Origin of the sequence: Nocardioides albidus (assembly GCF_006335005.1) — a bacterium.
GTDB classification, from domain to species: Bacteria; Actinomycetota; Actinomycetes; order Propionibacteriales; family Nocardioidaceae; genus Nocardioides; species Nocardioides albidus.
Genome location: NZ_VDMP01000015.1, coordinates 1 through 13291 on the forward strand (window position 1 = coordinate 1; position 13291 = coordinate 13291).

A 13291-nucleotide genomic window follows, 5' to 3' on the forward strand; every position below is an offset into this window, starting at 1 on the left:
ATACGTTCCGTGGGCTGGAGACCTCGCGGCGTATGACGTCCGCCGCGGAGCGGGGAAAAACGACCAGCGGCTCGCGACCTCCGACATCCGGGGAACTCCCGAGACGTCCCCCGAAGCCGGGGTCGCGAACCGCTGGTGACCGGGGACAACGGTCACTGGCGAGTGGGAGAGGTGGGGCTCACCGATCGCCGTGCACAATCATGCAACAGAACGGGTCCAGGGACCCGTCATGGCGATCCTCATAAATGTGCACTGCACAAACCTGCAGATCGAGAGGCAATGACCTGAGGTTCCTCCCGGCGCCCGGGGCGGGCGCCCGGGGCGGGTGCCCGGGGCGGGTGCCCGGGGCGGGTGCGGTCCGGGACTCAGAGCCAGGGCGCGAGCAGGTCCGGGATGTCCGCCAGCCGGCCGGCGACCGCGTCCGGCACGCCCTCGGTATGGCCGACCTGGTCCGCCGGGATGGCGCTGTGCGGGATGTGGATCGCCCGCAGACCGGCGTGCTGGGCGCCCCAGACGTCGTCGAAGAGGCGGTCGCCGACGTAGACGCACGACGCCGGGTCCGCGGCGCCGACCGCGTCCATCGCCGCGCGGAAGGCCCTCGGGGACGGCTTCGTCCACGGCACTTCGCTGGTGTAGACGTCACCGTCGATCAGGTCGAGGACGCCGTCACGCTCGAAGAACCCGCGATGCCAGGCACGCGGCCAGATCGTGTTGGAGAGCACGCCGACCTTGATGCCCTCGGCCCGCAGCCACCGGAACAGCGGCGCGACGTCGGGGTCGGTGAGCGTGTGCGGCTCCCAGAAGGCGTAGTAGGCGTCGAGCAGGTCCGGGTCGTGGTCGAGCCCCGCCTCGTCGAAGAGGTCGGCGATCGTCGAGCTCTGCTGGTGGTCGCGGCTGCGGCCCCAGATCACGCTGCCCGCCTCGTGCAGGCGCGTCGCATGGGCGTGGTGGTCGTCACCGGTGTCCGGGGTCGTCCGCACGGCCTGCGCGAGCGCGAGCGACTCGGCGTGGAAGTCGATGTCGTGCCACGCCGTCAGCGTGCCGCCCCAGTCGAAGATGACCGCCTCGACCGCCATGTCGTGACTCCGGTGCTCAGCCGCGGACGATCGCGGCGAGTGCGTCGACGGCCTCGGCGAGGGCGACCTCCTGGCGCTCACCGGTACGACGGTCCTTCACCTCGATCACCCGGTTGTCGGGGTCGGACACCCCGCGCCCGACGGTGACGATGGTCGGGACGCCGATCAGCTCGGCGTCCTTGAACTTCACGCCGGGGCTGATCTTGCCCGCGCGGTCGTCGTAGATGACCTCCAGCCCGGCGGCGGTCAGCCCGGCGACGAGCTCCTCGGCCGCCGCGAACACGGCCTCCTCCTTGCCGGCGGCGACGACGTGCACGTCGGCCGGCGCCACGTCACGGGGCCAGCACAGGCCGATGTCGTCGAGGGTGTCCTCGGCGATCGCGGCGACGGCACGGGTGACACCGATGCCGTAGGAGCCCATGGTGACCGTGACCAGCTTGCCGTTCTCGTCGAGCACCTTGAGGTCGAGGGCGTCGGCGTACTTGCGGCCGAGCTGGAAGACGTGGCCCATCTCGATGCCGCGGGCCGACTCGAGGATGCCTCCGTCGCAGTGGGGGCACGGGTCACCGTCGCGGACCTCGGCCGCCTCGATGGTGCCGTCGGGAGTGAAGTCGCGCCCGGCGACGACGTCGATGGCGTGCGAGCCGGCGATGTCGGCGCCCGTCACCCAGCGCGTGCCCTCCGCGATGCGGGGGTCGACGAGGAAGCGGATGCCGGACTTGTTCTCCTCGCCCAGTACGCCGGGGCCGATGTAGCCCTTGACCAGCGCCGGGTGCTTGGCGAACTCGGCCTCGTCCATCGGCTCGATCTCGATCGGCTCCAGCTGGCCCTCGAGGCGCTTCTGGTCGACCTCGCGGTCGCCGGGCACGCCGATGGCGAGCGGCTCGCGCGTGCCGTCGGGATGCTTGAGCATGACGAGCACGTTCTTCAGCGTGTCTCCGGCCGTCCACGGGCGGTCCTCGCGCGGGAACGCGGCGTTGAGATGGTCGACCAGGGTGGCGATCGTCGGGGTGTCGGGCGTGGCCTCCGCGTGCGCGGCGGGCACGTCGTCGTACGGCACCGGAGCGGGCGGGCGGACCTGGACGGCCTCGACGTTGGCGGCGTAGTCGCAGCTCGTGCACCGCACGTAGGTGTCCTCGCCGACCTCGGCCTTGGCGAGGAACTCCTCCGACTTCGAGCCGCCCATGGCGCCGGCGGTGGCCTTGACGATCACATAGTCGAAGCCGAGACGGTCGAAGATCCGGACGTAGGCGTCGCGATGCCGCTGGTACGACGCCTCGAGTCCCTCGTCGCTCACGTCGAACGAGTAGGAGTCCTTCATCGTGAACTCGCGGCCGCGCAGCAGGCCGGCGCGGGGACGCGCCTCGTCGCGGTACTTGGTCTGGATCTGGTACAGGCTCAGCGGCAGGTCCTTGTAGGAGCCGTACATGTCCTTCACGAGGAGCGTGAACATCTCCTCGTGGGTCGGCCCGAGCAGGTAGTCGCCGTCCTTGCGGTCCTTGAGCCGGAAGATGCCGTCGCCGTACTCCGTCCAGCGGTTGGTCGCCTCGTAGGGCTCGCGCGGCAGCAGCGCGGGGAAGGACACCTCCTGCGCGCCGATGGCGTTCATCTCGTCGCGGATGATGGCCTCGATCTTGCGCAGCACCGCGAGGCCGAGCGGGAGCCAGGTGTAGATGCCGGGCGCGGCGCGGCGGATGTAGCCCGCACGCACGAGCAGCCGGTGGCTCGGGACCTCGGCGTCCGCGGGGTCCTCCCGCAGGGTCCGGACGAACAGGGTCGACATCCGCATCAGCACACGCGGAAGCCTACGGCGACGGGCCGACGGTCAGAACATCACGGTCGCGAAGCGGGCGGTCTCGGTGAACCCGACCCGTTCGTAGACGGCCCGGGCCGCGTGGTTCCAGTCGTTGACGTAGAGCGAGACGTTCGGCGCGATCCGGGCTCGGACCTGACGCACCACCGCAGCCATCCCGGTGGTGGCGAGCCCCTCCCCGCGTCGGTGCGGGGGCACCCAGACGCCCTGGATCTGGGCGGCGTCGGCGGTCGCGCACGCCACCTCGGCCTTGAAGACCAGCTCGTCGCCGTCGTACCGGACGAAGGACCAGGCGCGTCCGACCAGTTGCGCCACCCGGGCGCGGTAGAGGTCGGCTCCCCCGCCGAGCTCCGGCGAGACGCCGACCTCCTCGGTGTACATCGCCACGCAGGCGGGGTAGAGCGTGGCGATGTCCTCGGGTGTGCCGGCGCGCACCGCGTGGTCGGGGGTGACGAGCGGGTCGGTGTCGATCGCCAGGTGACGCTGGTCCCAGCGCACGTCGCGGGGCCGGCCCCACTCGGGGCCGACCTGGGCCCAGAACGCCCGGACCGCGTCCTGCGGGCCGACGATCGTCGATGCCGTACGCCGACGCGCCAGCGCCCGGCCGGCGAAGATCTCGGCGTCCTCCTCGGTGGCCTGCACCGGGACGAGGTTGGCCGCCACGTGGCACGCGGCGACCAGGTGACCTCCGTCGAACCGGCCCCACATCTCACCACCGAGCCAGCGCGGCTCCAGCTTCGTGGTGTGGGCACGATGGATCGCGAACACGTTGACGACCGGGTCGCGGCCCGCGAGGTCCACGAACGCGGGGAGATCGGCCTGGGCGAGGACGCGCACGCCGTGCCGGGTGGTCAACACGGGTTTCTCCTATGTCAAGCGACGGCCGCGAGTCCAGTCGCGGACGCTGCGTGATCGGTGGTCAGGTGGTTGAACACGATGCGGGCGAGGTGTCGTTCGAGGCAGCGCAGGGCTTCGGGGGTGGACATGCCTTCGACCGCGACGAACGTGTGCGTCCGCTTCTGCACATCGGCACCCACAACAACCACGAAGGCTGCCTCCTTCACCTTGATCAAGTGACGGGATGGTTCGGGCGGTCGGCGGACACATCTCAGTGGGGGCGGTGCCACGCTCCTAACAAGTCACAACACCGGGTGATCAGGATCCAACCAGCCGCGAGTAGCGGCGAGCCTCACCCTGACACTGAGGCGAGCCTAGTGCTGTGCCGTTCCCCGCGGCAGGGTGCACACTGGGCAGGACTCCCGGAGGTGCGCGATGGCGACACGACACGTGACGGACGGCGGTCTCGAGACCGACCTGATCTTCCTGCGCGGATTCGACCTCCCGGAGTTCGCGTCCTTCCCGCTCCTCGACGACGAGGACGGTCGGGCAGCCCTGCGCGACTACTACCTGGGGTACGCCGACATCGCGGTGCGCGCAGGGGCTCCCCTGCTCCTGGAGGCCCCGACGTGGCGAGCCAACCCGGACCACGCCGCCGTGCTGGGATACGACGCCGCGGCGCTCGACCGGATCAACCGTCGCTCTGTCGACCTCCTCACCGGCATCGCCGCCGAGCGTGCCGACGAGCTCGTCGGCTGGGAGGTCGGCGGCATGCTCGGCCCGCGCGGCGACGGCTACGCGAGCGAGGGCCTGGTGGACCCGGACGAGGCGGCGGACTACCACCGGCCGCAGCTGGCCTCCTTCGCCGCGGCGGGTGCGTCGCGTGCGACCGTGCTGACGCTCACCGAGGTGGGTGAGGCGATCGGGATCAGCCGGGCGTCAGCCGACGTCGGTCTGCCGATGGGCATCGGGTTCACCGTGGAGACCGACGGCCGGCTGCCCGGCGGCACCACGCTCGCCGAGGCGGTCGAGGCCGTGGACGCGGTGGCGCCGCCGGCGTACTTCCTGGTCAACTGCGCCCACCCGAGCCACGTGCTGCGCGGGCTTGAACCCGGCGTCTGGCGCGACCGGATCGGCGGCCTGCGGGTCAACGCCTCGACGATGAGCCATGCCGAGCTCGACGAGTCGGAGACGCTCGACGACGGTGACCCGGAGCAGCTGGCACTCGACCAGCAACCGCTGATCGAGGCCTTCCCCCGGCTTGAGGTGCTCGGCGGATGCTGCGGCACCGACGCGCGGCACGTGGCCGCGATGTGGGGTGTCAGCTGACGGAGACCGTGGGCTCCGCGCCGTCGACCGGCTCCATCGACTCGGCGATCTTCATCGCCTCCTCGATCAGGGTCTCGACGATCTCCGCCTCCGGGACGGTCTTGATGACCTCGCCCTTGACGAAGATCTGGCCCTTGCCGTTGCCGGACGCGACGCCGAGGTCGGCCTCGCGCGCCTCGCCCGGACCGTTGACGACACAGCCCATGACGGCGACCCGGAGCGGCACCTCGAGCCCGTCGAGACCGGCGGTGACCCGCTCGGCCAGCGTGTAGACGTCGACCTGCGCGCGGCCGCACGAGGGGCACGAGACGATCTCGAGCTTGCGCGGGCGCAGGTTGAGCGACTGCAGGATCTGGATGCCGACCTTGACCTCCTCGACCGGCGGGGCCGAGAGCGACACGCGGATGGTGTCGCCGATGCCGCGGGAGAGAAGGGCCCCGAACGCCGTCGCCGACTTGATGGTGCCCTGGAACGCCGGGCCGGCCTCGGTCACGCCGAGGTGCAGCGGCCAGTCGCCCTGCTCGGCGAGCAGCTCGTAGGCGCGGACCATGACGACCGGGTCGTTGTGCTTGACCGAGATCTTGAAGTCGCGGAAGCCGTGCTCCTCGAACAGGCTCGCCTCCCACACCGCGGACTCGACGAGCGCCTCGGGCGTGGCCTTGCCGTGCTTCTCGAGGAGCCGCTTGTCGAGCGAGCCGGCGTTGACGCCGATCCGGATCGACGTGCCGTGGTCCTGGGCCGCGCGGGCGATCTCCTTGACCTGGTCGTCGAACTTCTTGATGTTGCCGGGGTTCACCCGGACGGCCGCACAGCCCGCCTCGATCGCCGCGAAGACGTACTTCGGCTGGAAGTGGATGTCGGCGATGACCGGGATCTGGCTGTGCCGGGCGATCTCCGGCAGCGCGTCCGCGTCGTCCTGACTGGGACACGCGACGCGCACGATGTCACAGCCGGCCGCAGTGAGCTCGGCGATCTGCTGGAGCGTGGTGTTGACGTCGGAGGTCAGCGTCGTGGTCATCGACTGCACCGAGATGGGGTGGTCGCTGCCGACCCCGACCTTGCCGACCCGGATCTGGCGGGTCGTACGGCGGGGGGCGAGCACCGGCGCAGGTGCTGCCGGCATGCCCAAGTTGATGGCCGGGCTGGACGACGTCATGACGCCAAGGTTAGTCGCGGGAGGGCCGGGATCAGGATTCGAGGTGGACCGGCACGACGAGGTCGCCCACGATGAGCACGATGCCCATCACGAGGATCGCCAGGCCCACGACGTAGGCGACCGGCAGGAGCTTGGCCACGTCGACGTACCCGGGATCGGGGCGGCGGCGCAGGCGCGCCCAGCCGCGTCGAACGGCCTCCCAGAGGGCGCCGGCGATATGTCCGCCGTCGAGCGGCAGCAGCGGCACGAAGTTGAACATGCCGATGAAGAAGTTGAAGCCGGCCACGAGCATGAGCAGGGACACGATCTTGCCCTGCACCGGGATCTCGTCGTGCGCGGCGGTCTCGCCGGCCAGGCGGCCGCCGCCGACGATGCTGACCGGGCCCATCGGGTCCCGCTCCTCCACGCCGACGATCGCCTTCGCGACGCCCCAGACCTTCGCGGGCAGCGTCGCCAGCGACTTCACGACCTCGACGGTCATCTGCCCCATCTGGTCGACGGTGTAGAGGATGCCGCCCGTGGTCGGGTGGGAGCGCGGGATCACGCCGAGGAAGCCGACCTTCTCGTCGGCCTTCTGCCCCTTCCGGTCCGGAGGCCGCACGGCGGTCTCGGTGTCGAACGCGAGCCGCGCGCCGTCGCGCTCGACGACCACCTCGGCGCGGTCGGTGCCGTTCTCCTTGACCAGCCGCTGCACCTGGGCCCAGGAGACGATCTCGGTGCCGTTGAAGGAGACGATCCGGTCGCCGGCCTTCAGCCCGGCGGCGTACGCCGGGGTCGGCCGCTCGGCGACCTCCTCGTCGGTGCAGACCCGGCTGTCCTCGTAGCCGGGCAGCACACAGGCGCTGACCTCGTCGATCGTCGTCTCGGCCGTGCGGTCGCCGGGGTTGCCGTAGGTCGCGAAGACCGCGGAGAAGATGAGGAAGGCGATGACGAGGTTCACCGTCGGGCCGCCTCCCATGACGATGACCTTCTTCCACCACGGGAACGTGTAGAAGAGGCGGTCGGCGTCCTCGGGACGGATGGTCTCCCACTCCGCGGCGCGGGCGTCGGAGATGAGCTGGGTGAACATGCCGGTGTTGGACTTGCGGACCCGGACGACCTGGTTGCCGTCGGCGTCGACCTCGACCCGGTCGGCGAGCTCGACCGCGGCGGGCGGGAGCATCCCGACGATCTTGACGTAGCCGCCGAGCGGGATCGCCTTGACGCCGTACTCGGTCTCGCCGACCTGCTTGCTCCAGACCGTCGGTCCGAAGCCGATGAAGTACTGCGTGACCTTCCCGCCGAATTTCTTCGCGGGGATCATGTGGCCGAGCTCGTGGAGGCCGATCGACGCCAGGATCGCCACCGTGAAGACGACGACGCCGAGCAGGTAGAGCAGAGCGGTCATGGGCGGGGTGCGGTCCTGTCGATGAGCTGGGTGGCGGCCTCTCGGGCCCACGCGTCGGCGCCGAGCACGTCGTCGAGGGAGAGCTGGCCCTTCGAGGGTACGTCGTGGGCGGCTACGACGTCGGCGATCAGGTCGACGATGCCGGTGAACGCCAGGCGACCGCTTCGGAAGGCCTCCACGGCCACCTCGTTGGCCGCGTTGTAGACGGCCGGCGCGGTGCCGCCGCGCTCCCCCGCCTGCCGGGCCAGCGCGACCGCGGGGAAGGCCTCGTCGTCGAGGGGGACGAACTCCCACGTCTCCGGCCGGGTCCAGTCCACGGCCGGCGCCGCGTCCGGCACCCGGTCGGGCCAGGACAGGCCGAGCGCGATCGGGATCAGCATCGTCGGGGGGCTGGCCTGGACCAGCGTCGAGCCGTCGACGAACTCCACCATCGAGTGCACGACGCTCGTCGGGTGCACCACGACGTCGATCCGGTCGAAGGGGATGCCGAAGAGCAGGTGCGCCTCGATCACCTCGAGTCCCTTGTTGACCAGGGTCGCGGAGTTGATGGTGATCACCGGCCCCATGTCCCAGGTCGGGTGGTTGCCCGCCTGCTCGGGCGTGACGCCGGCGAGCTCGGCCCGGGTCCGGCCGCGGAAGGGCCCGCCGCTCGCGGTCAGCACCAGGCGTCGTACGTCGTGATATCCGGTGGTCGAGCCTGTGGAGACCCGCAGGCACTGCGCGAGCGCGCTGTGCTCGGAGTCCACGGGCACGATCTGGCCGGGCGAGGCCCTGTCGAGGACGAGGGGGCCGCCCATGACGAGCGACTCCTTGTTGGCGAGGGCGAGGGTGGCGCCGGCGTCGAGCGCCGCGAGGGTGGGCCGCAGTCCGACGGCGCCGGTGATGGCGTTGAGCACGACGTCGCAGGGCTCGGCGGCCGCCTCCACGCTCGCCTCCTCGCCGAGTCCGTGGAAGAGCGGGGCGAACTCCGCCACCTGCTGCTCGAACAGCTCCGGGTTGCTGCCGCCGGCGGTGAGGCCGACGACCCGGAAGCGGTCGGGATTGGCGCGGACCAGGTCGAGTGCCTGGGTCCCGACGGACCCGGTGGAGCCGAGGATGACGACGTCCTTCACCCGGCCATCCTCGCAGGAGCGACGGGGCGCGCCGGTCCCGCCTCCGGGGGACGGCGCGAGCGACCTTCCTCACGTGTCCGGAATCGCGCGAAATGCCGGACGGCAGCGTCGGCAGCCTCCATGCTGTGCGCGTGCCTCGCCCCGCCCGCGTTCTCCTCCGCCTGCTCGCGGTCGTCCTCGTCGCCCTGCTGGGCACCGCGAACGTGTCCCCCGCGCGGGCCTCGACGGACGTGGACGACGGGCGGCGCAGCGACGCCTGCCGGGGTCGGGTCGCGCTGACCTTCGACGACGGGCCGGTGCGCGAGAGCACGCGCCGCCTGCTGCGGGTCCTGCGGAGGAACGACGTCCCGGCGACCTTCTTCATGGTCGGTCAGCGGGTCGCGGCCGACCCGCGCACGGCGCGTGCGGTCGAGCGGGCCGGCCATCTGGTCGCCAACCACAGCTGGGCGCACCACGACATGAGCAGGCAGTCCTACCGCGACGTCCGCCGCTCGCTGCGGGCGACGAGGCGGGCGATGGAGCGGGCCGGGCTCCATCCGACCGACCTGATGCGTCCGCCGTACGGCGCCCTCGCCCGACCGGCGCGTCGGGCCATCCGCGACGCGGGCTATGTCCCGGTCCTGTGGACCGACGACTCCCTCGACTGGAAGTCGGGGAGCTCGCGCCGGGTCGCGCGACGGATCCTCGCGGGTCTGCACCCCGGCAGGAACATCGTGCTGCAGCACGACGGGGTCAACCGCTCCCCCCGCTCGGTCGGCGCGGTGGACCGCGTGGTCCGGGTCGCGAAGCGCCGGGGCTACTGCTTCACCGCCCTCGATGAGCGGGGCCGACCCGGCTTCCCCACGCCGACGCTGTCGACGATCGCCACCGACGGGATCGAGGGCGGCGAGGCGCTCGTGACCCTCACCTTGGCGGGCCCGGCTGGCCGCGCCACGGCACTGACCGTGGAGGCGGCGTCCGGTACGGCGGTCGTCGGCACGGACCTGCCCGCCTTCCGCACCCGCGTCGAGATCCCCGCCGGCACCCTGGAGGCGACGCTGCGGATCCCGCTCGGCACCGATGCCGTGCTCGAGTCGCCGGAGGCCTTCACCCTGCGCCTGCACGAGCCCCACGGCCTGGCGCTCGCCCAGCCGTCGGTCCAGGTGCGGCTCCTCGACGCCGCCACCGCGCCGCGAACCGTCCTGCCGGGACCGCCGTACCTCTCCCTGGGCCGCGGGCCGAAGTTCAGCTGACTCCGGAGAGCTCGGCGGCGGCGGTGTGCGGGTCGACCTCCCCCGCCACCACGGCGGCGGCGAGCTCGTCGAGCCGGTCGCCCGTGCCGACCCCGCCCCACCGGCGCCGGAGCGCGGTCAGGGCCAGGATCTCGATCTCGTCGCGTGCGCGACGCACCCGACGGGTGCGGAGCTCGCCGGTGTCGCGCAGCCACGAGGCGTGCTCCTCGATCGCGTCGACGACGTCGGTGACGCCGTCGCCGGTCGACGCGGTGGTCTTGAGCACCGGCGGGCGCCATGCACCCTCGCGCCGCTCGGCGAGGCCGAGCATCGAGCGCAGGTCGCGGCGCACCTTGTCGGCGCCGTCGCGGTCGGACTTGTTGACGACGTAGAGGTCCCCGATCTCGAGGATGCCCGCTTTCGCCGCCTGGATTCCGTCGCCCATGCCGGGCGCGAGGAGCACGATCGTGGTGTCGGCCTGGCCGGCGATCTCGACCTCGCTCTGGCCGACCCCGACGGTCTCGACGAGGACGACGTCGAAGCCGGCGGCGTCGAGCACCCGCAGCGCCTGCGGGGTGGTCCAGGCGAGCCCGCCCAGGTGGCCGCGCGCGGCCATCGAGCGGATGAAGACGCCCGGGTCGAGCACGTGGTCGCCCATCCGGATCCGGTCGCCGAGCAGCGCACCACCGGAGAAGGGCGACGACGGGTCGACCGCGAGCACGGCGACCCGGCGACCGCGCCGGCGCAGCTCGCCGATGAGGGCGTTGGTCGACGTCGACTTGCCGACCCCCGGGGATCCGGTGAGCCCGATGACGTGGGCGTGCCCGGCGTACGGCGCGAGCGCCCGCATCAGCTCGGGCAGCAGGGGCGACTCGTCCTCGACGAGGGACACGAGCCGACCGACGGAGCGGGGATCGCCCTCGCGCGCCTTCTCCACCAGACCCGGAACGGCCGCCGCGGTGATCCCGCGGCGGCCGCCCTGAGTGCTTGCTTCTGTCATGCCGACCGATCGACGATCAGGCAGACGGGACCCGGAGGACCAGCGCGTCGCCCTGGCCACCACCGCCGCACAGGGCAGCGGCACCCAGGCCGCCGCCGCGGCGCTTGAGCTCGAGCGCGAGGTGCAGGGTGATGCGGGCGCCGGAGGCGCCCAGCGGGTGACCGATGGCGATGGCGCCACCGTTGACGTTGACCTTGTCCTCGTCGATCCCGAGGGCGCGGGCCGACTCGATGCCGACGGCCGCGAACGCCTCGTTGAACTCGACCAGGTCGAGGTCGGCCGGGGTCAGGCCGGCCTTGTCCAGCGCCTTCTTGGTGGCGTTGGCGGGCTGCAGCTGCAGCGTCGAGTCGGGACCGGCGACCTGGCCGTGGCTGACGATCTCGGCGAGGATCGGGAGGCCGAGCTCCTCGGCCTTCCTCCTGCTGGTCACCACGACCGCGGCGGCGCCGTCGGAGATCTGCGAGGACGAGGCTGCGGTGATGGTGCCGTCCTTGGAGAACGCCGGACGCAGGCCGGCGAGCGACTCGGCGGTGGTGTCGCCGCGGACCCCCTCGTCCTTGTTGACGACGACGGGGTCGCCCTTGCGCTGCGGAATGGAGACCGGAACGATCTCGTCGTCGAACACGCCGTTCTTCTGCGCGGCGGCGGCGAGCTGGTGCGAGCGAGCCGCGACGGCGTCCTGCTCCTCACGGGTCAGCGGCGTCTCCCGGCAGGCGTTGGTCGACTCGGTCAGGTTGCCCATGCCCTGCTGGGTGGCCTGGTCGAAGAGCGCGTCGTAGGCCAGCGAGTCGACCAGCGCGGTGTCGCCGTACTTGAAGCCCTCGCGGGACTTCGGCAGCAGGTGGGGCGCCTGCGTCATCGACTCGGTGCCGCCGGCGACCACGATCTCGGCCTCGCCGGCGCGGATCATCTGGTCGGCCTGGGCGATGGCGTTGATGCCCGACAGGCACACCTTGTTGATGGTGATCGACGGCACGCTCGGCGGCAGGCCCGCGGCCAGCCCCGCGGTCCGCGCCGGGTTCTGACCGGCGCCGGCCTGGAGCACCTGGCCGATGATGAGGTAGTCGACCTGGTCGCCGGAGACGCCGGCCTTCTCCAGCGCGCCCTTGATGGCGACGCCCGCGAGGTCAGCGGCCGACAGGGTCTTGAGGGCGCCGAGGTGGCGACCGATCGGCGTACGCGCGCCGGCGACGATGACGCTGGGGTTGTCGGACATGTTTCCTCCGTGCAGACGTGGGTCGGAACTCTTTTCGACTCTACTCGCGGGTATCCGGGCCCGGCGAGGGGTCCATCGTGCGGTCCGTGAGGCACTCGTCACACCCTCCTCCGGGGTGGTCGGCGGCACAATGACGCGCATGAGCATCACTGAAGGCGTCCCCACGCACCTCTTCACGGCCATCGACCACGTCGGCATCGCGGTGCCCGACCTCGACGAGGCGATCGCGTTCTACCGCGACAACTTCGGCATGCACGTCACGCACGAGGAGACCAACGAGGAGCAGGGCGTCCGGGAGGCGATGGTGGCCGTCGGCGACACCGACTCCAAGATCCAGCTCCTGGCTCCGCTCAACGCGGAGTCGACGATCGCGAAGTTCCTCGACCGCAGCGGCCCCGGCCTCCAGCAGCTCGCCTACCGCGTCACCGATCTCGACCAGGTCTCCGCGATCCTGCGCGAGCGCGGCCTGCGCCTGCTCTACCCCGAGGCCCGGCGCGGTACGGCGGACAGCCGGATCAACTTCGTCCACCCCAAGGACGCCGGCGGTGTCCTCGTCGAGCTCGTCGAGCCCGCTCAGGGCGGCACCGCCCACTGACCGACGAGGTGCCAGGTTGGTACCGCCGAGGTGCCAAGTTCGTCCCCTCGAGGTGCCAGGTTGGTACCGCCGAGGTGCCAGGTTGCGATCACCCCGCCGGTCCACTCTTGGCACCTCGGCGGTACTTCGGTGGCACCTCGGCGGTACGTCGGTGGCACCTCGGCGGTACTTCGGTGGCACCTCGGCGGTACCTCGTCAGGGGACCCAGCGGAACCGAAGCTCCTCGCCGGGACGCAGCTGGGCCAGTCGGTCGGTGTCGGCGTCGATGACCACACCGACCACGGGGTAGCCGCCGGTGACGGGGTGGTCGGGGCCGAAGACCACGGGTGTTCCGCCGGGCGGGACCTGGATCGCGCCGCGCAGCGCCCCCTCGCTGGGCAGCTCGCCGCGTCCCGGCGCCGGGGTGAGGGGCTCGCCCTCGAGGCGGAGACCCACCCGGTCGCTCGCGGCGCCGACCCGCCAGACCCGGCCGATCAACCGGTCCGGGTCGAGGACCCAGTCGTCGCGCGGGCCCCGCACGACGCGCAGCACCGGGCGGTCGTCGTACGTCGCCGGGGGG

The 13291-nt window shown here is 71.8% G+C and carries 12 protein-coding genes and 1 pseudogene; 3 read left to right on the forward strand and 10 right to left on the reverse strand.

Features of this window, described 5'->3' with window-relative positions; genetic code table 11:
• Nucleotides 1-365: 365 nt before the first annotated feature.
• The 4 genes from FHP29_RS02800 to FHP29_RS22150 are packed head-to-tail and all read right to left on the reverse strand — an operon-like array spanning nt 366 to nt 3962.
• Nucleotides 366-1076, reverse strand: a complete 711-nt coding sequence (locus FHP29_RS02800; RefSeq protein WP_139621354.1) for an HAD family hydrolase — start codon at nt 1074-1076, stop codon at nt 366-368.
• Nucleotides 1077-1092: 16 nt separating this feature from the next.
• Nucleotides 1093-2859 (reverse strand): proline--tRNA ligase, encoded by a 1767-nt coding sequence (locus tag FHP29_RS02805; protein WP_240044266.1) that lies wholly within the window; start codon nt 2857-2859, stop codon nt 1093-1095.
• A gap of 42 nt (nt 2860-2901) precedes the next feature.
• Nucleotides 2902-3747, reverse strand: coding sequence for a GNAT family N-acetyltransferase (locus FHP29_RS02810; RefSeq protein ID WP_139621356.1), 846 nt, complete (start codon nt 3745-3747; stop codon nt 2902-2904).
• A 14-nt stretch (nt 3748-3761) separates the two neighbouring features.
• Nucleotides 3762-3962 carry a hypothetical protein gene (locus FHP29_RS22150; protein ID WP_205013837.1) on the reverse strand — a complete coding sequence of 67 codons (201 nt, stop codon included), beginning with the start codon at nt 3960-3962 and terminating at the stop codon, nt 3762-3764.
• 199 nt (nt 3963-4161) lie between these two features.
• Between FHP29_RS22150 and FHP29_RS02820 the strand changes: the two genes are divergently transcribed.
• Entirely contained in the window at nt 4162-5055 is an 894-nt protein-coding gene (locus tag FHP29_RS02820; RefSeq protein ID WP_139621357.1) for a homocysteine S-methyltransferase family protein, read from the forward strand.
• Here FHP29_RS02820 and ispG read toward each other — a convergent pair.
• Genes ispG through FHP29_RS02835 form a run of 3 tightly spaced genes read right to left on the reverse strand, consistent with a single transcriptional unit; the run spans nt 5048 to nt 8710 of the window.
• Nucleotides 5048-6211 carry a flavodoxin-dependent (E)-4-hydroxy-3-methylbut-2-enyl-diphosphate synthase gene (gene ispG / locus FHP29_RS02825; RefSeq protein WP_139621358.1) on the reverse strand — a complete coding sequence of 388 codons (1164 nt, stop codon included), beginning with the start codon at nt 6209-6211 and terminating at the stop codon, nt 5048-5050. The two genes, FHP29_RS02820 and ispG, sit on opposite strands and share 8 nt — an antisense overlap.
• Before the next feature lie 31 nt (nt 6212-6242).
• Nucleotides 6243-7598, reverse strand: a complete 1356-nt coding sequence (locus FHP29_RS02830; RefSeq protein WP_139621359.1) for a M50 family metallopeptidase — start codon at nt 7596-7598, stop codon at nt 6243-6245.
• Complete coding sequence (locus FHP29_RS02835) at nt 7595-8710, reverse strand: 1-deoxy-D-xylulose-5-phosphate reductoisomerase (RefSeq protein ID WP_139621360.1); 1116 nt, start codon at nt 8708-8710, stop codon at nt 7595-7597. The genes FHP29_RS02830 and FHP29_RS02835 overlap by 4 nt, the downstream gene beginning before the upstream one ends.
• A 131-nt stretch (nt 8711-8841) precedes the next feature.
• On the opposite strand from FHP29_RS02835, the gene FHP29_RS02840 reads away from it, so the two are divergent.
• A complete protein-coding gene (locus FHP29_RS02840) occupies nt 8842-9942 on the forward strand; it encodes a polysaccharide deacetylase family protein (protein ID WP_139621361.1) in 1101 nt (366 codons plus the stop codon).
• On the opposite strand, the gene meaB is transcribed toward FHP29_RS02840, so the two are convergent.
• Nucleotides 9935-10921 (reverse strand): methylmalonyl Co-A mutase-associated GTPase MeaB, encoded by a 987-nt coding sequence (gene meaB / locus FHP29_RS02845; RefSeq protein WP_139621362.1) that lies wholly within the window; start codon nt 10919-10921, stop codon nt 9935-9937. The genes FHP29_RS02840 and meaB overlap by 8 nt on opposite strands.
• 16 nt (nt 10922-10937) lie before the next feature.
• On the reverse strand, nt 10938-12137 hold the full coding sequence (locus FHP29_RS02850) for an acetyl-CoA C-acetyltransferase (RefSeq protein WP_139621363.1): 1200 nt from the start codon (nt 12135-12137) through the stop codon (nt 10938-10940).
• A gap of 139 nt (nt 12138-12276) precedes the next feature.
• Here FHP29_RS02850 and mce point away from each other — a divergent pair, with 139 nt between their 5' ends.
• Nucleotides 12277-12732 (forward strand): methylmalonyl-CoA epimerase, encoded by a 456-nt coding sequence (mce, locus tag FHP29_RS02855; RefSeq protein ID WP_139621364.1) that lies wholly within the window; start codon nt 12277-12279, stop codon nt 12730-12732.
• 195 nt (nt 12733-12927) lie between these two features.
• Here mce and FHP29_RS22430 read toward each other — a convergent pair.
• A pseudogene (locus tag FHP29_RS22430) lies at nt 12928-13291 on the reverse strand (biotin-dependent carboxyltransferase family protein); the annotation flags it as partial.

Coding starts and splice junctions, on each gene's coding strand:
- meaB (WP_139621362.1), bottom strand. CDS start 10,921: ATGACAGAAGCAAGCACTCAGGGCGGCCGCCGCGGGATCACCGCGGCG.
- FHP29_RS02850 (WP_139621363.1), bottom strand. CDS start 12,137: ATGTCCGACAACCCCAGCGTCATCGTCGCCGGCGCGCGTACGCCGATC.
- FHP29_RS02800 (WP_139621354.1), bottom strand. CDS start 1,076: ATGGCGGTCGAGGCGGTCATCTTCGACTGGGGCGGCACGCTGACGGCG.
- ispG (WP_139621358.1), bottom strand. CDS start 6,211: ATGACGTCGTCCAGCCCGGCCATCAACTTGGGCATGCCGGCAGCACCT.
- FHP29_RS02830 (WP_139621359.1), bottom strand. CDS start 7,598: ATGACCGCTCTGCTCTACCTGCTCGGCGTCGTCGTCTTCACGGTGGCG.
- FHP29_RS02805 (WP_240044266.1), bottom strand. CDS start 2,859: ATGTCGACCCTGTTCGTCCGGACCCTGCGGGAGGACCCCGCGGACGCC.
- mce (WP_139621364.1), top strand. CDS start 12,277: ATGAGCATCACTGAAGGCGTCCCCACGCACCTCTTCACGGCCATCGAC.
- FHP29_RS02820 (WP_139621357.1), top strand. CDS start 4,162: ATGGCGACACGACACGTGACGGACGGCGGTCTCGAGACCGACCTGATC.